Origin of the sequence: Streptomyces sp. A2-16 (genome assembly GCF_018128905.1) — a bacterium.
Classification (GTDB): Bacteria; Actinomycetota; Actinomycetes; order Streptomycetales; family Streptomycetaceae; genus Streptomyces.
The window spans coordinates 6,515,644-6,536,228 of sequence record NZ_CP063808.1 but is presented as its reverse complement, the minus strand read 5'-3'; the positions used below and the strand labels follow the sequence as shown (position 1 = coordinate 6,536,228).

Sequence of the window (20,585 nt, the reverse complement as noted above, 5' to 3'; positions counted from 1 at the left end):
CGATGAGCGAGCGGGATGAGACGCCGGACAACAGGCTGCGCAAGGAGCTCCCCGAGGAACTCCCGGCGACGCCTGCCGAGCCTGAGGAGGTCCCGGCGGCGGAGCCCGGGCTGACCGGGCGTCAGAGGCTTGTGCAGGGTCTGTGGCCGCCGCGCGTGACCCGGGCCCAACTCATCGTCGCGGTCCTGCTGTTCGGCCTCGGATTCGGCCTCGCCGTCCAGGTGGCGTCGAACAGCGACAGTGACAGTGCGCTGCGAGGGGCGAGGCAGGAGGATCTCGTACGCATCCTCGATGAACTGGACGACCGTACTCAGCGTCTTGAAGACGAGAAGCAGGGCCTCGAGAAGCAGCGGGACGAGCTGGAGAACAGCTCCGACCAGGCGGAGGAGGCCCGCAAGCAGACGGTCGAGAAGGAGCGGCAACTCGGCATCCTCGCGGGCACGGTGGCCGCGCAGGGGCCGGGCATCACGATGACGATCGAGGACAACAAGGGGACGGTCGAGGCGGACATGCTGCTCGACGCGATCCAGGAGCTGCGGGCGGCCGGCGCGGAGGCGATCCAGGTGAACGGCGTGCGGGTCGTCGCGGGCACCTATCTGTCGGACTCCGGCAAGAGCGTGAGCGTCGACGGGAACAAGATCAACGCTCCGTTTCGTTTCAAGGTCATCGGCAATCCGCAGGACCTCGAACCGGCGCTCAACATCCCTGGAGGCGTGGTGCAGACTCTCGAGAAGGAGCAGGCCACCGTTACCGTCGAGCGGTCGGACAAGATCGTCGTGGACGCCTTGCGAGCAGCGAAGCAGCCTGACTACGCTCGGTCGTCCTCCCAGTGAACCGGGGGTGCATGGGGGGCGTCGGGCCAGGGCATGAGGTTGCGGGGGGTCGGCGCACCGAATGGGTGGTGCGTGGTGGAAACTGTCTGGTGGAAACGGACGTTGTGAGGATGTCCGGGTCGACCGGTGTGTTCAATCAGGGTTCGTCCTGCCCCACGGGCGGGTCTGTTTCGGTCAAGGGGAATCGCCCGTGAAGTTGTTTCAGAAGTTGTTCGGCAAGAGCGCGCGAGAGGGCAGTGAAAATGCCACCGCTCGCCATCGCGCACAGCCCGACGCCGAGGGCCAGCGCCCGCTGTTCCGGGACCAGGTCGACGGCCCTGGGGGCGACATTTCCGGAGGTCAGGGCGCGCCGTCTGTTGACCCTGCCCAGTCCGGCGGCATAGGTTTCGGGCAGCCGTCAACCTCAAGTACGGGTGGAGGGTTTTCCCCTATGTCGGCCCAGGTGTGTACGAGGTGCGGTAACCGCAACGCGGAGAACAGCCGCTTCTGCTCCAACTGCGGCGCCCCGCTGCGGCCCGGGGCCGTGCCCGAGCGCCCCTCGGAGACGACCTCCACGATCTCCATCTCGGGACTCGAGGCCTACGACTCCGAGGTCACCGGCCAGACGCAGATGCCGGCGCTCTCCCCGGAGGCGCAGGCGGCCGTCGACGCGCTGCCGCTGGGCTCCGCGCTCCTGGTGGTGCGCCGTGGCCCGAACTCGGGCAGCCGCTTCCTGCTGGACGGCGAGCTGACCACGGCCGGCCGTCACCCGCAGAGCGACATCTTCCTCGACGACGTCACCGTCTCGCGCCGGCACGTGGAGTTCCGCCGCGGCCAGGACGGCTCCTTCACGGTGTCCGACGTGGGCAGTCTCAACGGCACGTACGTCAACCGCGAGCGGATCGACTCGGTCGCTCTGAACAACGGCGACGAGGTGCAGATCGGCAAGTACCGGCTGGTCTTCTACGCGAGCCAGCGGGGCTACTGACCCTCCCAGGGATGGTCCATGCTTCAAACACCGGGCGGCGGTGTCGGACACGGCACCGCCGCGACGGACAGTGGGCTGATGAGCATCGGCACGGTGCTGACCGTGCTGCGTGACGAGTTTCCCGAAGTCACGATCTCCAAGATCCGTTTTCTGGAGTCCGAGGGGCTCATCGAGCCGCAGCGGACCCCCTCCGGCTACCGCAAGTTCAGCAACCGGGACGTCGAGCGCCTCGGCCACGTCCTGCGGATGCAACGGGACCACTATCTGCCGCTCAAGGTGATCCGGGAGCACCTGGACGCCATGGAGCGCGGCGAGGCCGTCGCGCTGCCCACGGTGGGCCGCCAGCGGGACGGAGAAACGGTCCTGGAGGTCTCCGAAGGCCCCACGGCGGCCCGTATCGGCCGGGACGAGCTGCTCGCCGCCGCCGAGATCGGCGAGCCGGAGCTGGCGGAGTGGGAGTCCTACGGGCTCATCACCCGGCTGCCGGACGGGGCCTACGACGCCGAGGCGGTGACGGTGGCCGCGCTCGTGGCGGAGCTCGGGCGGTTCGGGATCGAACCGCGGCATCTGCGGGCGATGAAAGCCGCGGCCGACCGTGAGGCCGGGCTCGTGGACCAGGTGGTGGCCCCGCTGAAGCGCCACCGCAACCCGCAGACCCGTGCGCACGCCGAAGCCCGTGCGAAGGAACTGGCGGGGCTCACGGTGAAGCTGCATGCCGCGCTTGTGCAGACCGCCCTCGGTGTGCGGCTGCCCTGAGGGCGGCCGGTACAGGAACTGCCACCCGTTTCCTGCCCGACTACCCAAACGTCCCGGGCACGGCCTAGGGTTGCTGTGTGAACGAGCTCGATGTCGTAGGTGTCCGGGTCGAAATGCCCTCCAACCAACCGATCGTGCTTCTGCGTGAAGTGGGAGGCGACCGCTACCTCCCCATCTGGATCGGGCCGGGGGAGGCGACCGCGATCGCCTTCGCACAGCAGGGCATGGCCCCCGCACGACCGCTGACCCACGACCTGTTCAAGGACGTGCTGGAGGCGGTCGGCCAGGAGCTCACCGAAGTGCGCATCACGGACCTGCGTGAGGGCGTCTTCTATGCCGAGCTGGTCTTCGCCAGCGGGGTCGAGGTGAGCGCGCGGCCGTCCGACGCCATAGCGCTGGCGCTGCGCACCGGGACGCCGATCTACGGCAGCGACGGAGTGCTCGACGACGCCGGAATCGCGATTCCGGACGAGCAGGAGGACGAAGTGGAGAAGTTCCGCGAGTTCCTCGACCAGATCTCCCCCGAGGACTTCGGCACCAGCAGTCAGTGAGCAAACCGCGGCCGATCCGGCGGATCAGTGATCCGTGACGGGTCGGCCGTGTCCGGTCCTCACTGAAATGCTGGCATTTGCCACCGGCGCGTGAGAGCGTCGTGCGGCCCGCTCGGAGCGCATTCGGCTAGCCTTTCCCCGCGGTGGGGTACGGGAAACCACTCCTAGGGTGATTATCACTCGGCGTGCCGAGTGTGGCGATCGTTGACGCACCCCTGGTGACTGCCTACCGTCGAGAAGGCAGGTCAAGGACGGAGGTCGGCGTGAGAAGCAGCGGCGACGGTACGGCTGGGGGTGCCCCCGGACGGAGTCTCGGGGCGAGCGGCCCGTACCCGCTTCACGGCAGCCCGTTTCAGGGCAGCGCGGCCGATCACGTTCCGCAGCGACCGGCGGCCGTGCCGAGCAGCGGAGGGGCGACGTCCATGACGTCCGAGCAGATCGGCTATCGCGGGCCTACGGCATGTGCGGCGGCCGGCATCACCTACCGGCAACTCGACTACTGGGCACGCACCGGCCTCGTCGAGCCGAGCGTGCGGCCCGCCCACGGGTCGGGGACCCAGCGGCTCTACAGCTTCCGGGACGTCGTCGTCCTGAAGATCGTCAAGCGGTTCCTCGACACGGGTGTGTCGCTGCAGAACATCCGCACCACGGTCCAGCACCTGCGGGAGCGCGGTTTCCAGGATCTGGAGCGCATGACGCTCATGAGCGACGGTGCCACGGTCTACGAGTGCACCTCGCCCGACGAGGTCCACGCGCTGCTCCAGGGCGGCCAGGGAGTCTTCGGGATCGCCGTGGGTGTCGTGTGGCGGGACGTCGAGAGCGCCCTTTCGCAGCTGCACGGGGAGCGCATCGACACCGGGGAGACGCTCGTCGGGCACAACCCTGCGGACGAGCTGGCCAGGCGCCGCAACCGGGCGGTCTGAAGCCTGTCCCGCCGTCTCGGGCGGGGCATTGTCAGTGGCGTAGGGCAGCATCGGACATGTGAGAAAAGCGCCCACGATCCTGCATCTCGACATGGATGCCTTCTACGCCTCGGCGGAGCAGGCGTCCAAGCCGAGTCTGCGTGGGAAGGCCGTCGTCGTGGGCGGGCTGGGGCCGCGGGGTGTGGTGGCCACCGCGTCCTACGAGGCCCGGGTGTTCGGGGTGCACTCGGCGATGCCCATGGGCCAGGCGAGACGGCTCGCGCCGAACGCCGCGTATCTCGTGCCGCGCTTCGGGTTCTACAAGGCGATCAGCGAGCAGGTGATGGGTCTGCTGCGGGAGCTCTCACCCCTGGTGGAGCCGCTCAGCCTGGACGAGGCGTTCGTGGACCTGGAGGCCGGTGGAACGGCCTGGGACGAGGCGTCGGCGCGGCTGGCCGGGGCGAAGCTGCGGGCCGACATACGGGCCGTCACGGGGCTCACCGGATCGGTGGGGCTCGCCGCGTCCAAGATGCTCGCGAAGATCGCCTCCGAGCAGGCCAAGCCGGACGGGCTGGTGGTGATCGAGCCGGGGACCGAGCGGGCGATGCTCGGGCCGATGTCGGTGCGGACCCTGCCGGGGGTGGGGCCGGCGACCGGGGACCATCTGCGCCGGGCCGGGATCCACACGGTCGACGAGATCGTCGAGGCGGGGGAGGACGAACTCGTACGGCTGCTCGGGAAGGCGCACGGGCACGGGCTGTACGCCATGGCGCTGGCGCGGGACGAGCGGGCCGTGGTGGCGGAGCGGGAGACGAAGTCGGTGTCGGTGGAGGACACGTACGACGTGGACATCCATGACCGGGTTCGGGTGGGGCTCGAGGTGCAGCGGCTGGCGGACCGGTGTGTGCGGCGGTTGCGGGGGGCCGGGTTGTCGGGGCGGACGATCGTGCTGAAGGTGCGACGGTACGACTTCTCGACGTTGACGCGGTCCGAGACGTTGCGGGGGCCCACGGACGACCCCGCGGTGGTGCGGGAGGCCGCCTTGCGGCTGCTGGAGGGGGTGGATTCCACGGGGGGTGTGCGGTTGCTGGGGGTGGGGGTTTCCGGGCTTGCCGACTTCACTCAGGAGGACCTGTTCGCCCAGGCCGCGGGGGAGGGAGTGACCGACGCGGTCGAGGAGGTGGGCGATGACGTCCCGGCCGAGGAGCGGGACGTGGTGGTCGAGCGGCGGTGGGTGGCCGGGCATGACGTGCGGCATGCCGAGTACGGGCACGGGTGGGTGCAGGGGAGCGGGCTGGGGCGGGTGACCGTGCGGTTCGAGACGCCGGACTCCGAGCCGGGGCGGGTGCGGACGTTTCCCGTCGACGATCCTCGGCTGGAGCCGGCTGAGCCGTTGCCGTTGGTCGAGGCGTTGGGTTCCCACCCGCAGCACTCATGACCGTTTCGTTGTCGGGTTGGTTCTGATGGGCGCGAGGTACGAGCTGTTCGAGGAGGACGACTTCACGTGGGCCTTGGTCAGGCCTCTATGTCCTCCGTGCCTGCCAGCTTGCCGAAGTTTCGGTCCGGGAGTGGGGGTGGGGCTGCTACGTCGAGGCCGTAGTGGTGGTAGAGCTGGAGTTCCTGGTCGGGGGAGAGGTGGCGGCCCACGCCGAAGTCGGGGGCGTCCTTGATGAGGGCGCGGTCGAAGGGGACGTGCAGGGTGCCCTCGACCAGTTCGCTCGGCTCGAGGGGGACGAAGGCGTCCCGGGAGAAGAGACCGGTGCGTATCGCGGCCCACTCCGGCACACCGGTCGCGTCGTCGAGGTAGACCTCGTCGATGGTGCCGATCTTGGTGCCGTTGCGGTCGAACGCCTTGCGGCCGATCAGGTTGCGCGGATCGATGTCGGTCTGCACGGGCCCTCCACTTGGTCGCAACTCATCCGAAGCGGTCGTAAGCACTACGAAAGAGCACATCGGGGTGTGCGGCCACTCGAAGACTCGTGCGTTGACCTCGCTGGTAGGCTTGCCAGCGGCTGCTGACCCCGTGCGGGAGAGTCCTCCAGACATCATCGGAGGCGCCGAAGGAGCAAATCCTCCCCGGAATCTCTCAGGCTCACGTACCGCATGGACGAGGTCACTCTGGAAAGCAGAGCGGGTGTCGACGGCTTCCGCTCTCACCGACGGTGAAAGCCGGCGACCCTCGGGCGCCGGTGAAGCTCTCAGGTTGAGATGACAGAGGGGGAGGCCGTCGGGGTACCCGCGCCGGGGTATCCCTCGAAGGTCGTGTCAGACCAGGAGGCCTCCGCAATGACCGCCCATCGCATTCCGCTCTCCGAGCTCGAACAGGGGATTCCCTTCGAGCAGCGTCACATCGGCCCTGATCATGAGGCTCGGGCCAAGATGCTCGCGCAGGTCGGCTACGGCTCGCTGGACGAGCTGACCGCCGCCGCCGTACCGGATGTGATCAAGAACGCCGATGCGCTGGAACTGCCCGGTGCGCGCACCGAGGCCGAGGTGCTGGCCGAGCTGCGGTCGCTGGCCGACCGGAACCAGGTGCTCGACTCCATGATCGGGCTCGGGTACTACGGCACCTTCACTCCGCCCGTCATCCTGCGCAACGTCATGGAGAACCCGGCCTGGTACACGGCCTACACGCCGTACCAGCCGGAGATCTCGCAGGGGCGGCTCGAAGCCCTGCTGAACTTCCAGACCATGGTCGCCGAGCTCACCGGGCTGCCGACCTCCGGCGCCTCGCTGCTCGACGAGGGCACCGCGGCGGCCGAGGCCATGTCCCTGTCCCGGCGCATGGGGAAGAACAAGAAGGGCCTCTTCCTCGTCGACGCCGACGTGCTGCCGCAGACCATCGCCGTGATCGAGACCCGCGCCGAGCCGACCGGGGTCGAGGTCGTGGTCACGGACCTGAGCCAGGGCATCCCGGCCGACATCGCCTCGCGGGAGATCAACGGGGTGCTCGTGCAGTACCCCGGCGCCTCCGGGGTCGTACGGGACATCAAGCCGCTGATCGACCAGGCTCATGAGCTCGGCGCGCTCGTGACCGTCGCCGCCGATCTGCTCGCGCTGACCTTGCTGAGGTCGCCGGGTGAGCTCGGGGCGGACATCGCGGTCGGGACCACGCAGCGGTTCGGTGTGCCGATGGGGTTCGGTGGGCCGCACGCCGGTTACATGGCCGTGCACGAGAAGTTCGCGCGGAGCCTGCCAGGGCGGCTCGTGGGCGTGTCCGTGGACGCCGACGGCAACAAGGCCTACCGGCTCGCGCTGCAGACGCGCGAGCAGCACATCCGCCGGGAGAAGGCGACCAGCAACATCTGCACCGCGCAGGTGCTGCTCGCCGTCATGGCCGGCATGTACGCCGTCTACCACGGGCCCGAGGGGCTCAAGGGCATCGCCCGGCGGACGCACCGGTACGCCAACCTCCTCGCGGCGGGACTCCGCGCCGGTGGGGTCGAGGTCGTGCACGGCTCCTACTTCGACACGCTGACCGTGCGGGTGCCGGCGAAGGCCGCCGAGATCGTCTCCGCGGCGCGGCGGAACGGCGTCAACCTGCACCTTGTCGACGCCGACCACGTGTCCTTCGCGTGCGACGAGACCACCGCGCGGGCCCAGGTGGCTGCCGTGTGGAACGCGTTCGGGGTCGAGGCCGACATCGAGGCGCTGGACGCGGCCACCGAGGAGGCGCTGCCGGACGCACTGCTGCGTGACGACGACTTCCTCACCCACCCCGTCTTCCACCAGCACCGCTCCGAGACCGCGATGCTGCGCTACCTGCGCCGGCTCGCCGACCGCGACTACGCGCTCGACCGCGGCATGATCCCGCTGGGCTCCTGCACGATGAAGCTCAACGCGACCACGGAGATGGAGCCGGTCACCTGGCCCGAGTTCGGGCAGCTGCACCCCTTCGCGCCCGCCGAGCAGGCGCAGGGCTATCTGACGCTGATCCGGGAGCTGGAGGAGCGGCTCGCCGAGGTCACCGGGTACGACAACGTGTCGCTTCAGCCGAACGCCGGGTCGCAGGGCGAGCTGGCCGGGCTGCTCGCCGTGCGCGGGTACCACCGGGCGAACGGTGACGAGCAGCGGACCGTGTGTCTGATTCCGTCGTCCGCGCACGGGACCAACGCCGCCAGTGCCGTGATGGCCGGCATGAAGGTCGTCGTCGTGAAGACCGCCGAGGACGGCGAGATCGACGTCGAGGACCTGCGGGCGAAGATCGAGCAGCACCGGGACGAGCTCGCCGTGCTGATGATCACGTACCCCTCGACGCACGGTGTGTTCGAGGAGCACGTCGCCGACATCTGCGCGCAGGTCCACGAGGCCGGCGGGCAGGTGTACGTCGACGGGGCCAACCTCAACGCGCTGGTGGGGCTGGCCAAGCCCGGGCACTTCGGCGGCGACGTCTCGCACCTGAACCTGCACAAGACCTTCTGCATCCCGCACGGCGGCGGTGGCCCGGGCGTCGGGCCGGTGGGTGTGCGGGCGCACCTGGCGCCGTATCTGCCGAACCATCCGATGCAGCCCGCGGCGGGCCCCGAGACGGGCGTGGGCCCGATCTCGGCCGCGCCCTGGGGTTCCGCGGGCATCCTGCCGATCTCCTGGGCGTACGTCCGGCTCATGGGCGGCGAGGGCCTCAAGCGGGCCACGCAGGTGGCGGTGCTCTCCGCCAACTACATCGCCAAGCGGCTGGAGCCCCACTACCCCGTGCTCTACACCGGTCCCGGCGGGCTGGTCGCGCACGAGTGCATCATCGATCTGCGGCCGCTGACCAAGGCGACCGGGGTGAGCGTCGACGACGTGGCCAAGCGGCTCATCGACTACGGCTTCCACGCGCCGACCATGTCGTTCCCGGTGGCCGGGACGCTGATGATCGAGCCGACGGAGTCCGAGGACCTGATCGAGCTCGACCGGTTCTGCGAGGCGATGATCGCCATTCGCGGGGAGATCGAGAAGGTCGGCACCGGGGAGTGGGCGGCCGAGGACAACCCGCTGCGGAACGCTCCGCACACCGCCGGGGCGCTCGGTGGGGAGTGGGAGCACGCGTACACGCGCGAGGAGGCCGTCTTCCCGGGCGGTGTCTCGGTCGCGGACAAGTACTGGCCGCCGGTGCGGCGGATCGACCAGGCGTACGGTGACCGGAACCTGGTGTGCTCGTGCCCGCCGTTGGACGCGTACGAGGACTGACCCGAGGCGATGAGGGCCCCGTTTCGGCGGGGCCCTTTTCCGTGTCGCGTCAGTCGGTCGCCAGTGACACCTCGGTCGACTTGACGAGGGCGACCACGGGGGTGCCGACGGTCAGGGCGAGGTCGGTCGCGGAGTCCGCGGTGATCGCGGAGGTGAGCTCGCCGCCCTCGATCGCGATCTTCACGGTGGCCATGGCGGCGCCGATGGTCACGGCGGTGACCGTGCCCGGGAGCTGGTTGCGGAGGGACACGCCCCGGACCGGGGCGGTGGCGAGGGAGATCTCCGTCGACTTCACCAGGGCGCGGACGGGCGTGTCCCGGGTGAGGGCGAGTTCCTCCACGGCGTCGAGAGTGATCGCGGCCGTGAGGTTCTGGCCGCTGTCGAGGCGGATCTTGACCGTCGCCATGGCCTCGCCCGGGGTGACGGTGGTGACGGTGCCGGGGAGCTGGTTGCGGATGCTCAGGTTCATGGGCAGCAACCTAGGGCCGTATGCGGCTGATGTCGGGTATGTGCAGGTCAGCCGGTGTGGACGCGGGGACGGCGGGCGCGGTCGGGTTCCGCTTCGCGGAGGACCTCGCGGGTGACCGGGGCGACCTCGCCCTGGCCGAAGAGGAAGAAGCGCAGGAAGTTGGCGAAGGGGCTGCCCTCGGTCCACTCGAAGTAGATGTGGGGGGTGCAGCCCGTGGTGTCGCGGACGTGCAGGAGCAGGGCGGCCAGGGCGTTCGGGATGGAGGAGGACTCCAGGGTCAGGACCCGGTACCGGTTGTGGAGGACCTCGCCCCGGACGGTCAGGCCCGCCTCGAACTCCGAGGGGTCCAGGACCGTGACCTCGACGAAGACGAAGTCGTCGCCGGGGAGGTCGTTGTCCTCGCGGATCTGCTCGATCTTGTCCCGGTACTCGGCCTTGTCGCGCTGGTCGGGCTCGTTGGCGATGAAGCGGATCTTGCGGCTGGCCATGTCCCGGATGAAACGTTCCGCCATGGTGTCGAGCGTCACGCTGGTCACGCGCAGCTCGAAGGCGCGGGCCAGGCGCGAGAGGAGGGAGACGAGGATGATGCCGGCGATGAAGCAAGCGCCGATCTTGACGCCGTCGGGGCGTTCGATGACGTTCGCGACGGTGACGTAGAGGAACACCGCCGAGATGACCGCGAAGCCGATCGTCCAACCCCGCTGGCCGGCCTTGCGGGCGGCGATGGTCACCGCGATCGCCGCCGAGCTGATGAGGACGAGGACGCCGGTGGCATAGGCGCCGCCCTGGGCGTCGACGTCGGCGTCGAAGATCCAGGTGACCAGGAAGCCGATGAGGGTGAAGACGATGACCATGGGGCGGACGGCGCGGGCCCAGTGCGGGGCCATGCCGTAGCGGGGCAGGTAGCGGGGCATCAGGTTGAGCAGGCCGGCCATCGCGGAGGCGCCGGCGAACCACAGGATGGCGATGGTCGAGATGTCGTAAACCGTGCCGAAGGCATTGCCCAGGTATTCGTGGGCCAGGTAGGCGAGGGCGCGGCCGTTGGCCGGGCCGCCGGACTCGAAGTCCTTCTCCGGGATCAGCAGGGTGGTGATGAAGCTCGTGGCGATCAGGAAGACGCTCATGATCAGGGCGGCAGCGGTGAGCAGCTTCTTGGTGTCGCGGATGCGGCCGGCGGGACGTTCCTCGGTGTCTCCCGGGTCCCCCTTGACGTGCGGCATGACGGCGACGCCGGTCTCGAAGCCGGACAGGCCCAGCGCGAGCTTGGGGAAGACGAGCAGGGCCACTCCGACCATGGCGAAGACGTTGCCGTGCTCGGCGGTCAGGGCGTTGGACCAGTCGGTGACGACATGGCCCGCGGTGATGACGTGCCACAGGCCGACGATCACGACGACCACGTTGAGGGTCAGGTAGACGCCGACCAGGGCGACCGCGACGCCGACGGCCTCCAGGAAGCCCTTGAGGAACACCGCGCCGAGCAGGGCGACCAGGACGAGGGTGATCAGCATCTGCTGGTCGTGCAGGGTGCCGGTGAGGTGGGGGTTCTCGACCAGGTGGGTGGAGGCGTCGGCGGCGGAGAGGGTGATGGTGATCAGGAAGTCGGTGGCGGCGAAGCCGAGCAGCGTCAGCACGAAGAGTTTGCCCTGCCAGAAGGACAGGAGGCGTTCCAGCATCGCGATGGAGCCCTCGCCGTGGGGGCTTTCCTCGGCCACGCGGCGGTAGACGGGCAGGGCGCCGACCAGGGTGACGAGGACGAGGACGATGGTGGCGACGGGGGAGAGCAGGCCGGCCGCCAGTGCGGCGATGCCCGGCTGGTAGCCGAGGGTGGAGAAGTAGTCGACTCCGGTCAGACACATCACCCGGTACCAGGGCTGTCCCTGGTGCGGGGGTTCGGGTTCGGCGTGCGGGCCCGTGTGGCCGCCGCCCTTGCCCATGTCCGACAGGCCTTCCAGCATCCAGGAGCGCAGACGACTCGGGGGAGGGTGCTCGGTGGTGGCCATCGGGGGGTGCTCCTCGGTGCGGCTCAGCTCGGATCAGGCCGCCTCCGCGGCGGCGGGATCAGCGTAAGCGGAGAGTGACGCCGGGGCCTGTGGATGGAGGCGGTGGAGGCGTCAAACTTCCGTTAAGACTCGGGCCGGCGGCGTCGACGGTGGGTGACGAGGCAGCTTGGGGGGTCGTACGGCCTCGTTCGAGGCGTGGGCGTGGGCCCGGCGGGGTGGACACGTAGCGTCATGTCGCGGCCGGGACGCCGCCGAGGAGTGGCCGGGGCGAGGTGGCAGCGGGCCTCGCCGGTACGGCGTGGATGCGCTGCGGGAGGCACGGGGTTCGGGGGCAGCGGGAGGGACATTTCCGGGTCTGCGTCGCGCATTCGGCGAAGGGGCATACCGGGAAGCGCGATGATCGCACAGCCGGCCGTCCACCGGAACCTTTCAGCACCATCCGGTTAAGGGCTCATAGGGCGGGCGTGACTCATTCCTTGGAAGGGATGCCCTGGAGCCACCACGGAGGCACTGCACGAGGCGCGGGCCGCGGGTGGCAGCGACGCGGCGGCGGCCCGCCGACTGACCGACCCCGGTACGGCCTCGGGGCTGAGCCACGCCGTGACCGGCGCCTTCGTCTCGGCTCAGCGCACGGCCATGTGGACGGCGGCCGGCATCGGCGCGCTGGGCACGGTGGCCGCGCTGGTGTGGCTGCCGGGACCGGTACGGCGGCCGGCGGCGGAGGCGCCGAAGCCGAAGAAGAACGCGTCGCAGAGCGCCTGACCTCGTGTCATCCCTCCGGGTCACCTGGGGCCCGGAGGGATGACCAGGGCGGGAGGACATGCACAGGGCCTGAAGTGGTCACCCCCATCCTCACGCCCAGACCGTCCCTCACCGTGACCTCGGACCGAGTCCTGAGCTGCCCGCAGCCGCGCCCCGGCGCCACCGTGCGACTCGTCTGCCTCCCGCTCTCCGGTGGAGGGCCGGCGACCTTCCGTGACTGGCACCTCGGTGCCAGTGCCGGAACCGAGGTCCGGACCGTCGTCCTGCCCGGCCGGCCGGCCCGCTCGGGCGAGCCCTTCGCCGCCGACCCTCTGCGGTCGCACAGTCCCGCCCACGTCGTTCTGTTCGAGGGAACGGCGACGCTGCTGCACACGGACGCGGACGCCACCGCCGGGCACCTCGACGCGCTGTTCGGCCGACGAAAGGAGCTGACCTCGCGGATCAGGTAGCGGTGCGGGCCCTGACTCCCGGGCCGAAGTGAGGCGGTCCGTGCGGATTCCCCGCGTGGACCGCTTCGTAATGTTCGCAGATGGTGGCGAATGTTTCGTCGATCCAGAGAGGTCGGCGGGCCGGGCGGTGCCGCGACCCGGCCGGTGGAGGTTGTCCCCGACCTCGGGTGCCGCGAGCGGATCCGGCCGCCCGATCAACTGCCCTGCGCGCGAACGGGACGCGTCTCCCGAGCCTCGGCGCCCTGTCGTCGGCGAGGGGCGAGTGGGACGCTGGGTCCTGTCGGGGGAGTCGGCGGCGCAATTCGCGAACATTCCCCATGCACAGGGGGTTGCCACCGTTTAGTAGCTGTCTCTAGGGTGCGGCAGCAACGAAGCTTTCTGGATCTCTTCCGAAACTTTCGAACCGCAGGACGGACAAGGACGGCTCCGTCCCGTACCCAAGGAGCGCATCATGGGCGACCCGGCACTGTCCCGCCGTGGTTTTCTGGCGGCGTCCGCCGCGGCCGGTCTGGGCATGACGGCACTGACCGGTTGTGGCGGCGACTCGGACGGAGGATCGTCCGACGGGACGACCACGGTGGAGTGGTGGAACATCTCGACCACCGAGCCGGCGAAGAGTGTCTGGGCGAGCCTCGCCAAGAAGTTCGAGGCACAGAACCCCAAGGTGAAGATAAAGATCGTCCAGCTGGAGAACGACGCCTACAAGTCGAAGATGACGGCGCTGACCGCCTCCGGGAAGCTCCCCGACATCTTCCACACCTGGGGCGGCGGCGTTCTCAAGCAGCAGGTCGACGCGGGCCTCGTCGAGGATCTGACCGACCGGACCAAGCCGTGGGCCGACGGTCTGCTGAAGGTCACCAAGGAGCCGTACATCCTCGACGGCAAGGTCTACGGCATTCCGTTCGACATGGGCATGATCGGCTTCTGGTACAACAAGAAGCTCTTCAAACAGGCCGGCGTCAGCGAACCCCCCACCACCTGGGGCGGCTTCCTGGAGGCCGTGAGCAAGCTGAAGGCGAAGAACATCACGCCCATCGCCCTCGCCGGCAAGGAGAAGTGGCCGGGCATGTACTACTGGGCCTATCTCGCGATGCGCACCGCCGGCATCGCCGCCCTCCAGAAGGCCAGTGAGGACAAGGACTTCACCGGCGCCGGGTTCGTCGAGGCCGGCCGGCACCTCAAGGAACTCGTGGACCTCCAGCCCTTCCAGAAGGGCTTCCTCAACGCCGCCTACTCCACCCCGACGGGCCAGGCGGCCGCCGTGGGCAACGGCAAGGCGGCCATGGAGCTCATGGGCCAGTGGGCCCCGTCCGTGCAGGCCGACTCCGGCAAGGGACTCGGCGCCGACCTCGGGTTCTTCCCGTTCCCCGCGGTCGAGGGCGGCAAGGGAGCCATCACCGAGGTGTTCGGCGGAGGCGGCGGACACGCCCTGCGCCGGGGTGCCCCGCAGGCGGCCGTCGACTTCCTTAAGTTCTTCGCCTCCGAGGCCACCGAGCTGGAACTGGTCAAGAAGACCAGCGTCCTTCCCGTGCTGCCGAACGCGGAGAAGGCCATGACCGACCCCAACCTCAAGCTCGTACAGGCCCAGTTGAAGGCCGCCACCGGCTTCCAGCTCTATCTCGACCAGGCGTACGCGCCCGCCGTCGGCCAGGAGGTCAACGACAGCGTGGCCGCGCTGATCGCCGGCTCCAAGTCCCCCGAACAGGTCGCTCAGTCGATCACGCAGACGGCGAAGGAAGAGCAGTAGCCCGCGATGACCTCCACGTTCCTCGCAGACAAGCGGAGCGGTCCGGGCACCGATCTCCCGCCCCCGGAAGTCAGGGCCCGGGGGCGGGGCCGTCGGCGCGTACTGCACTGGCTCACCGCGGTCGGCTTCCAGCTGCCCGCCCTGGTGCTGTTCATCGGCATGGTCCTGCTGCCGATGCTGTTCGCGCTGTACGCCGCCTTCTTCCGCTGGGGCGGCTTCGGCATGCCCTCCGACTACGTCGGCACGGACAACTTCACGGATCTCTTCGACAACCCGGTCTTCCTGGGCGACCTGTGGCGCTGCCTGGTCCTGGTCGTGCTCTCCCTCGTGCTCCAGCTGCCGTTCGCTCTCGCCATGGCGGTCCTGCTCAACCAGAGGCTGCGCGGCCGGGCCGTCTACCGGATGCTGTTCTTCGCGCCCTACGTCCTGTCCGAGGCGATCACGGGTGTGCTGTTCAGCATGGTCTTCGCCCCGGACGACGGTCTCGCCGACCACGTCCTGGGCGCGGTCGGGCTCGACGGCGTGGGCGGACTGTGGTTCGCCGACCCGACGTACGTCATGGCGACGCTCTTCCTCGTCATGACCTGGAAGTACTTCGGCTTCCACATGATGCTCTACCTGGCCGGACTCCAGTCGATCCCACGGGAGTTGACCGAAGCAGCGCTCATCGACGGCGCCGGCGCCTGGCAGCGGTTCCGCAACGTCACCCTGCCGCTGCTCGCGCCCACGCTGCGCATCAGCGTCTTCCTGTCCGTCATCGGAGCGATCCAGCTCTTCGACCTGGTCTGGGTGATCACCCAGGGCGGGCCCGACCATCACTCCGAGACGATGGCCGTGACCATGTTCCAGTACGGCTTCAAGCGCTACCAGGTCGGCTACGCCAGCGCGATCAGCGTGGTCATGTTCGGCATCTGCCTCGTCTTCGCCCTCGCCTACCAGCGGTTCGTGCTCCGCCGCGACCTCGAAGGGGCCACCACGACGATGAGGGGGGACGGCAAGTGACCAGCCGTACAAGGGGCGTTCGGACCCTGCCGCTGCACGTGATCCTCGTCGCCGTCGGCGCGGTGATGGTCGTACCCCTCGTGTATGCCGTCCTGTCCGGGTTCAAGTCCACCGACGAGCTCTCCAGCAACCCCTTCGGCCTGCCGAAGCACTGGCTGACCGGCAACTACACCGACATCCTCGGCGGCGGCGAGTTCTGGCGGCTGCTCGGCAGCAGCACCCTGATCGCGGTCGGTACGACGGTGCTGGTGGTCGCCCTGTCCGCGCTGGCCGCCTTCTCCTTCGCCCGGTTCGCCTTCCGTGGCCGGGAAGCGCTGTTCACGCTCTTCACGATGGGGCTGATGTTCCCCTTCGCGGTGGCCGTGCTCCCGCTGTTCCTGCTGTTGCGCTCGCTCGATCTGCTGGACAACCCGCTGGGCGTGATCCTGCCGCAGGCCGCCTTCGGGCTGCCGATGACGATCATCATCCTGCGGGCCTTCTTCCGGGAGATCCCCGGCGAGCTGGAGGAGGCGGCCACCCTCGACGGGTGCAGCTCCTTCGGCTTCTTCTGGCGGGTGTTGCTGCCCATGGCACGGCCGGCGCTCGGCACGGTCTCGGTGCTCGCCGTCGTCACCAGCTGGAACAACTTCATGCTCCCGCTGCTGGTGTTCACCGACAACACATGGTGGACGCTGCCCATCGGTGTGCAGCAGTTCCAGGGGCAGTACTCCGCGGAGTACGCCCGGGTGTTCGCCTATCTCGTCCTGGCGATGGTTCCCGCCCTCGCCTTCTACTCGGTCGCCGAGCGTCAGCTCGTCGGCGGCCTCACCGCCGGTGCCACGAAGGGCTGACACCGGCGCTTTCCAGTTCAGTACGGCTCACCCACCCCCGCACGTGAGGAGTCGCACCATGCGCAGGAACCGTCTCAGACTCGTCGGAGTGCTCGCCGCGGTCCTGGTCGTCACCGGGCTCGGCGCACCCGCCCAGGCCCATGGGAAGCCCGTCACACTGGCCGACCTCGCTCAACGTCACGGCCGTTACTTCGGCAGCGCCACGGACAACCCCGAGCTCGTCGACGAGCCGTACAAGAAGATCCTCGGCAGCGAGTTCGACCAGATCACGCCGGGCAACGGCATGAAGTGGTACGCCACCGAACCCCAGCAGGGCGTCTTCGACTTCGCCAAGGGCGACGAGATCGTCAACCTGGCCCGCGCGCACCACCAGAAGGTGCGCGGCCACACCCTCGTCTGGCACAGCCAGTTGCCCGACTGGATCACCTCGCGCGAGTGGACGGCGGCCGAGCTGAGGCCCGTACTGAAGAAGCACATCCAGACCGAGGTGCGGCACTACCGGGGCAAGGTGTTCGCCTGGGACGTCGTCAACGAGGCGTTCAACGAGGACGGCACGTATCGCGAGAGCGTCTTCTACAAGACCCTCGGCCCCGGCTACATCGCGGACGCCCTGCGGTGGGCCCGGCAGGCCGACCCCAAGGTCAAGCTGTACCTCAACGACTACAACATCGAGGGGATCGGGGCGAAGAGCGACGCCTACTACAACCTGGCCAAGGAGCTGAAGGCGCAGGGCGTCCCGCTCGACGGCATCGGTCTCCAGGCGCACCTGGCGCTCCAGTACGGCTATCCGACCACGCTGGAGGACAACCTTCGCCGCTTCTCGAAGCTGGGCCTGGACACCGCGCTCACCGAGGTCGACATCCGGATGATCCTGCCCGCGACCGAGGAGAAACTGGCCCAGCAGGCCGAGTGGTACGCGGACCTGACGGACGCGTGCCTCGCGGTGCGCCGGTGCGTGGGCATCACGGTGTGGGACTACACCGACAAGTACTCCTGGATTCCGGCGTTCTTCGACGGCCAGGGGGCGGCGCTGCCCTGGGACGAGCAGCTCCAGCCGAAACCGGCGTACCACGCGATCCGGGCGGCGCTGAAGTAGTAGGGGGCGGCGCGATCGGGCGGGCTCCTGCCGGACCGGCGGGGCGCGTCCGACGGGCCGCGGTCGGCGAAGCCTGCCGTGGGCGACCTGGAGCGACGGAGCCCCTGTGAGGGCTTCGAGGGGCAGGGCCGCGTCCGTTTCGGACGCGGCCCTGCGTCTGTTTCGGTGGACGGCCTTGTGGTGCGTCGGGCGGTGGCCGGTCCGCTGAAGGCGAGGCTGTGGCGCGGGCGGTGGCCGTGATTCCCTGTCGGGCGAGCTGTCGCCAGGGCGGGGCGGGGGCTCTGGCCCGGGACGTCGTAGCGGCGAGGCTCGTCAGAGGGTCCTCGGTGGTGCGGTGCTCGAGCGGATCACCAGGTCCGTGCCCAGTTCCACGCGCGGGGTGTCCGGGCGTTCGTCGCGGGCCAGTTTGAGGACCGTGCGGACGGCCAGCTTGCCCATGTCGGCGAGGGGCTGGCGGATGGTCGTGAGCGGGGGCGCGGACCAGCGGACTTCCGGAAGGTCGTCGAAACCCACCACGCTCATGTCCTCGGGGACCCTGAGCCCGCGTCGCCGCAGGGCCTCGATCGCGCCCAGGGCCATCTGATCGCTGGCCGCGAAGACGGCGGTCGGCGGCTCGGGCAGCGCGAGGAGCTTCTCGCAGCCCGCGAAGCCGGACTCCGGATGGAAGTCGCCGGGCACCACCAGTGACTCGTCGAAGGTGAGACCGGCACCCTCCAGAGCGGCACGGTAGCCGTCGAAGCGGGCCCGTGAGCACAGCAGCCGGGGCGGTCCCGCGATCAGGCCGATCCTGCGGTGACCCAGCGACAGCAGATGCTCGGTGGCCGCGAGCCCTCCCGACCAGTTGGCGGCGCCGATGGTGGGGGCGTCCAGCGCGGGGGAGCCGGCCGGGTCGACGACCACCAGCGGGACGCCCAGCATGCGCAGCTCGGCGTGGAGGACCGTGTCCAGCGCCGAGGTGACCAGGATGACCCCGTCGGAGGCCCGGGCGCGCAGATTGCGCATCCACTCGCGGGCGTCGCCCGAGCGGCCGTGGATCGCGGAGACGACGGTGCCGACACCTTCCGCGTGGGCGACCTCCTCGACCCCGCGGATGATCTCCACGGCCCAGGGGCTGTCGAGGTCGTTGAAGACCAGGTCGAGCAGGGCGGCGCGAGTGCCGGGGGCCGCGGGGCGTTTGCGGTAGCCGTAGCGCTGGAGCAGTTCCTCGACCCGGGCGCGGGTGTGCGGGGAGACGTCGGAGCGGCCGTTGACGACCCGGGACACCGTCGGCACCGAGACTCCGGCCTGCCGGGCGATCTCCGTGATGGTGACTCTGCCCCGGGGTCCGGCGTCGGCCTCGCCTGCTGTCACTTGCCACCTCCGTGTCGGAGCCTCGGAACTTCCAGGAGTCTTCCGGAAAACCGGGCCCATACACAAGGCGTCACAGGGAGTGATCGCCGTCGGACATGCGTCGGGGCCGGTGCGCAGACGGTCGCTGCGAGCCGGCCCCTCAAGGTCTCCGGGCGGTACGGCGGCCGCCCGGTCGTGCTCAGGCGGCTGTCGCCCCCGCGAGCGGGCGGTGCGGTGCGATGACCCGGCCGTCGGGCAGGAGCTCACCGGTGTCCTCGAAGAGCAGAACGCCGTTGCACAGCAGGCTCCAGCCCTGTTCCGGGTGGTGCGCCATGAGGCGGGCGCATTCCCGGTCGGTGGAGTCTGCGGTGGGACACGGTGGCTGGTGCTGGCACATTGGTGGGATCTTTCGCTGTGTTGTGGTCATGACGTCCCCCGTTGCGATAACTCAGTCCGAACCAGTGTTGCCCTACGGGCGTCAATCCGCAGGGATTTCGCATCACCACTTCTTCACAGATTGGAGACGCATCACCCAGGCGGATGGTTCATCCCAACTGCACTGCCCCTTCGGGTGGTTCGAGGTGGTCGAAAAGGGCTAGTCCACCTGAGTCGACCCGATGGTCGGCTCGTCCGAGCGATTGGTTGCTCGTACGAGCGAATGGATTCTGTGCGATCCCTGCGGATTTTGTACGACCTTAATGGCACCCGAAACGACGGCGTACCCCGCTACCCGGAATTCGGGGCGGGGTACGGGCGTGCCGGGTGAGGCCGGAGGCGGCCGGTTCTCAGGCGGGCGAGCCGAGCAGCGGGGCCGGCGACACCCGGTGGGTGAGTACCGGAAGCAGTTCGGCCGCCCGGTGCGGGCGGTGGGCGGCGATGCCGGGCGGGGCCGGTGCCAGCGGGACGAGCAGGTCGGTGGCGGCGAGGCGGCCCGTGCCGGCGTCCGCCGCGCAGTCGCCGTGCAGCCACAGCGCGAGCATGTACAGGCCCGGGATCGACAGCAGGCGCGGCTGGTACGGCTGCTGCATGACCTCCGCCTGGCGCAGCGCCCGCTCGGTGGACGCGATGTAGGGGCCCTCGAAGAAGTGCGAGAACGCCCAGCCGTCCGGGGTCAGCATGGAATCCGCCGCGGCCACGGAGCGCTCGCCGCAGCGGATCAGGAAGCGCCACCCGGCCAGCCTGGTCGCGGTGCCGTCCAGGATGTGCACGGGCAGGGGGAGCTCGGGTGTGACGGGTCCCTGGGCACGGAGCAGGGAAGGCGTCCGGGCCTCACGGACGGCGGTGGGCGAACCGAGTGCGGTGAGGACGGAGCGAAGTGCTGGGGCGGGAGCCGGGGGGACATGCAAAGGCATGGTGGGTCGCCTCTCATTCGACAGGCACGATGGCGCGAGGGCGGGGGCGGACGGCGCTGTCAGCTCACGGGGTCAGAGAGGCGGGGGCCGGGGTCCGGTGACGCGGGGGCGAATGAGGCTGCCGTACGTCACCTGACGGCAGGATCCAGGACCGCGGGTGCCAACCCTCTGCCTTGTTCGCGGAGTTTATACGACAAGTGTTCACACGGTGTTTCGTCTAGCCGTTTCCGTCGCGCGGGGCAAGGGCCCAATCGGTCGGCGATACGCGGGAATCATCCCGATACCGTGTCTGCTTCGCCGCGGTGACCTCGCAGAATGTGCGGGAGGCGGTCGGCCAATTCTCGTCGGCGTTTTTCACGAGTTCTTCG

Annotated in this window: 19 protein-coding genes and 1 riboswitch; of the genes, 12 read left to right on the top strand and 7 right to left on the bottom strand. The window is 69.4% G+C overall.

Going from position 1 to position 20,585, the window contains the following annotated elements; all coding sequences use genetic code 11:
- The first annotated feature begins 2 nt into the window (after nucleotides 1-2).
- The 6 genes from IOD14_RS29350 to IOD14_RS29325 all read left to right on the top strand — a co-directional run bounded on the left by IOD14_RS29350 (nucleotide 3) and on the right by IOD14_RS29325 (nucleotide 5,447).
- A complete protein-coding gene (locus tag IOD14_RS29350) occupies nucleotides 3-833 on the top strand; it encodes a DUF881 domain-containing protein (protein ID WP_123987825.1) in 831 nt (276 codons plus the stop codon).
- 61 nt (nucleotides 834-894) lie between these two features.
- Nucleotides 895-1,800, top strand: coding sequence for an FHA domain-containing protein (locus tag IOD14_RS29345; RefSeq protein WP_123987824.1), 906 nt, complete (start codon nucleotides 895-897; stop codon nucleotides 1,798-1,800).
- 18 nt (nucleotides 1,801-1,818) lie between these two features.
- The gene (locus IOD14_RS29340; RefSeq protein ID WP_212671986.1) at nucleotides 1,819-2,556 is read left to right on the top strand and encodes a MerR family transcriptional regulator; all 738 of its coding nucleotides are present in this window, start codon (nucleotides 1,819-1,821) and stop codon (nucleotides 2,554-2,556) included.
- Between the two features lie 77 nt (nucleotides 2,557-2,633).
- Nucleotides 2,634-3,107, top strand: coding sequence for a bifunctional nuclease family protein (locus IOD14_RS29335; RefSeq protein WP_004002801.1), 474 nt, complete (start codon nucleotides 2,634-2,636; stop codon nucleotides 3,105-3,107).
- Nucleotides 3,108-3,370: 263 nt separating this feature from the next.
- Nucleotides 3,371-4,030, top strand: a complete 660-nt coding sequence (locus IOD14_RS29330; RefSeq protein ID WP_123987822.1) for a MerR family transcriptional regulator — start codon at nucleotides 3,371-3,373, stop codon at nucleotides 4,028-4,030.
- A 58-nt stretch (nucleotides 4,031-4,088) separates the two neighbouring features.
- Nucleotides 4,089-5,447: a DNA polymerase IV gene (locus IOD14_RS29325; protein WP_212671985.1), complete on the top strand. Its 1,359-nt coding sequence runs from the start codon at nucleotides 4,089-4,091 to the stop codon at nucleotides 5,445-5,447.
- Between the two features lie 77 nt (nucleotides 5,448-5,524).
- Here the strand turns inward: IOD14_RS29325 and IOD14_RS29320 are convergent, their stop codons facing one another.
- Entirely contained in the window at nucleotides 5,525-5,902 is a 378-nt protein-coding gene (locus IOD14_RS29320; RefSeq protein WP_174269065.1) for a PRC-barrel domain-containing protein, read from the bottom strand.
- 123 nt (nucleotides 5,903-6,025) lie between these two features.
- Nucleotides 6,026-6,121: riboswitch (glycine riboswitch) on the top strand.
- Between the two features lie 174 nt (nucleotides 6,122-6,295).
- Here IOD14_RS29320 and gcvP point away from each other — a divergent pair.
- Nucleotides 6,296-9,181 carry an aminomethyl-transferring glycine dehydrogenase gene (gene gcvP, locus IOD14_RS29315; protein ID WP_212671984.1) on the top strand — a complete coding sequence of 962 codons (2,886 nt, stop codon included), beginning with the start codon at nucleotides 6,296-6,298 and terminating at the stop codon, nucleotides 9,179-9,181.
- Between the two features lie 49 nt (nucleotides 9,182-9,230).
- Here gcvP and IOD14_RS29310 read toward each other — a convergent pair whose 3' ends face one another.
- The 3 genes from IOD14_RS29310 to IOD14_RS29300 form a co-directional block, all read right to left on the bottom strand.
- Nucleotides 9,231-9,650, bottom strand: coding sequence for a TOBE domain-containing protein (locus IOD14_RS29310; protein ID WP_212671983.1), 420 nt, complete (start codon nucleotides 9,648-9,650; stop codon nucleotides 9,231-9,233).
- Nucleotides 9,651-9,697: 47 nt separating this feature from the next.
- Nucleotides 9,698-11,650, bottom strand: coding sequence for an APC family permease (locus tag IOD14_RS29305; RefSeq protein ID WP_123987817.1), 1,953 nt, complete (start codon nucleotides 11,648-11,650; stop codon nucleotides 9,698-9,700).
- A gap of 623 nt (nucleotides 11,651-12,273) precedes the next feature.
- Nucleotides 12,274-12,423: a hypothetical protein gene (locus IOD14_RS29300; RefSeq protein WP_212671982.1), complete on the bottom strand. Its 150-nt coding sequence runs from the start codon at nucleotides 12,421-12,423 to the stop codon at nucleotides 12,274-12,276.
- 102 nt (nucleotides 12,424-12,525) lie between these two features.
- Here IOD14_RS29300 and IOD14_RS29295 point away from each other — a divergent pair, with 102 nt between their 5' ends.
- The 5 genes from IOD14_RS29295 to IOD14_RS29275 all read left to right on the top strand — a co-directional run bounded on the left by IOD14_RS29295 (nucleotide 12,526) and on the right by IOD14_RS29275 (nucleotide 17,536).
- Nucleotides 12,526-12,861 carry a hypothetical protein gene (locus IOD14_RS29295; protein WP_212671981.1) on the top strand — a complete coding sequence of 112 codons (336 nt, stop codon included), beginning with the start codon at nucleotides 12,526-12,528 and terminating at the stop codon, nucleotides 12,859-12,861.
- 451 nt (nucleotides 12,862-13,312) lie between these two features.
- Nucleotides 13,313-14,608 (top strand): extracellular solute-binding protein, encoded by a 1,296-nt coding sequence (locus IOD14_RS29290; RefSeq protein WP_123987815.1) that lies wholly within the window; start codon nucleotides 13,313-13,315, stop codon nucleotides 14,606-14,608.
- Between the two features lie 6 nt (nucleotides 14,609-14,614).
- Complete coding sequence (locus IOD14_RS29285) at nucleotides 14,615-15,610, top strand: sugar ABC transporter permease (protein WP_212671980.1); 996 nt, start codon at nucleotides 14,615-14,617, stop codon at nucleotides 15,608-15,610.
- Nucleotides 15,607-16,440, top strand: a complete 834-nt coding sequence (locus IOD14_RS29280; protein ID WP_123987813.1) for a carbohydrate ABC transporter permease — start codon at nucleotides 15,607-15,609, stop codon at nucleotides 16,438-16,440. Before IOD14_RS29285 ends, IOD14_RS29280 begins: the two co-directional genes overlap by 4 nt.
- Before the next feature lie 58 nt (nucleotides 16,441-16,498).
- The gene (locus IOD14_RS29275) at nucleotides 16,499-17,536 is read left to right on the top strand and encodes an endo-1,4-beta-xylanase (RefSeq protein ID WP_212671979.1); all 1,038 of its coding nucleotides are present in this window, start codon (nucleotides 16,499-16,501) and stop codon (nucleotides 17,534-17,536) included.
- Nucleotides 17,537-17,848: 312 nt separating this feature from the next.
- Here IOD14_RS29275 and IOD14_RS29270 read toward each other — a convergent pair whose 3' ends face one another.
- The 3 genes from IOD14_RS29270 to IOD14_RS29260 all read right to left on the bottom strand — a co-directional run bounded on the left by IOD14_RS29270 (nucleotide 17,849) and on the right by IOD14_RS29260 (nucleotide 20,217).
- Nucleotides 17,849-18,886, bottom strand: a complete 1,038-nt coding sequence (locus IOD14_RS29270; protein ID WP_123987811.1) for a LacI family DNA-binding transcriptional regulator — start codon at nucleotides 18,884-18,886, stop codon at nucleotides 17,849-17,851.
- A 178-nt stretch (nucleotides 18,887-19,064) separates the two neighbouring features.
- Complete coding sequence (locus IOD14_RS29265; RefSeq protein ID WP_123987810.1) at nucleotides 19,065-19,262, bottom strand: DUF5999 family protein; 198 nt, start codon at nucleotides 19,260-19,262, stop codon at nucleotides 19,065-19,067.
- Between the two features lie 388 nt (nucleotides 19,263-19,650).
- Nucleotides 19,651-20,217, bottom strand: a complete 567-nt coding sequence (locus IOD14_RS29260) for a hypothetical protein (RefSeq protein ID WP_123987809.1) — start codon at nucleotides 20,215-20,217, stop codon at nucleotides 19,651-19,653.
- Nucleotides 20,218-20,585: the final 368 nt, after the last annotated feature.

Excerpts from the sequence above, each read along its gene's own strand:
- IOD14_RS29350 (WP_123987825.1), top strand. The coding sequence starts at position 3 with ATGAGCGAGCGGGATGAGACGCCGGACAACAGGCTGCGCAAGGAGCTC.
- IOD14_RS29345 (WP_123987824.1), top strand. The coding sequence starts at position 895 with ATGGGTGGTGCGTGGTGGAAACTGTCTGGTGGAAACGGACGTTGTGAG.
- IOD14_RS29340 (WP_212671986.1), top strand. The coding sequence starts at position 1,819 with ATGCTTCAAACACCGGGCGGCGGTGTCGGACACGGCACCGCCGCGACG.
- gcvP (WP_212671984.1), top strand. The coding sequence starts at position 6,296 with ATGACCGCCCATCGCATTCCGCTCTCCGAGCTCGAACAGGGGATTCCC.
- IOD14_RS29310 (WP_212671983.1), bottom strand. The coding sequence starts at position 9,650 with ATGAACCTGAGCATCCGCAACCAGCTCCCCGGCACCGTCACCACCGTC.
- IOD14_RS29305 (WP_123987817.1), bottom strand. The coding sequence starts at position 11,650 with ATGGCCACCACCGAGCACCCTCCCCCGAGTCGTCTGCGCTCCTGGATG.
- IOD14_RS29300 (WP_212671982.1), bottom strand. The coding sequence starts at position 12,423 with ATGACACGAGGTCAGGCGCTCTGCGACGCGTTCTTCTTCGGCTTCGGC.
- IOD14_RS29290 (WP_123987815.1), top strand. The coding sequence starts at position 13,313 with ATGGGCGACCCGGCACTGTCCCGCCGTGGTTTTCTGGCGGCGTCCGCC.
- IOD14_RS29285 (WP_212671980.1), top strand. The coding sequence starts at position 14,615 with ATGACCTCCACGTTCCTCGCAGACAAGCGGAGCGGTCCGGGCACCGAT.
- IOD14_RS29275 (WP_212671979.1), top strand. The coding sequence starts at position 16,499 with ATGCGCAGGAACCGTCTCAGACTCGTCGGAGTGCTCGCCGCGGTCCTG.
- IOD14_RS29265 (WP_123987810.1), bottom strand. The coding sequence starts at position 19,262 with ATGTGCCAGCACCAGCCACCGTGTCCCACCGCAGACTCCACCGACCGG.
- IOD14_RS29260 (WP_123987809.1), bottom strand. The coding sequence starts at position 20,217 with ATGCCTTTGCATGTCCCCCCGGCTCCCGCCCCAGCACTTCGCTCCGTC.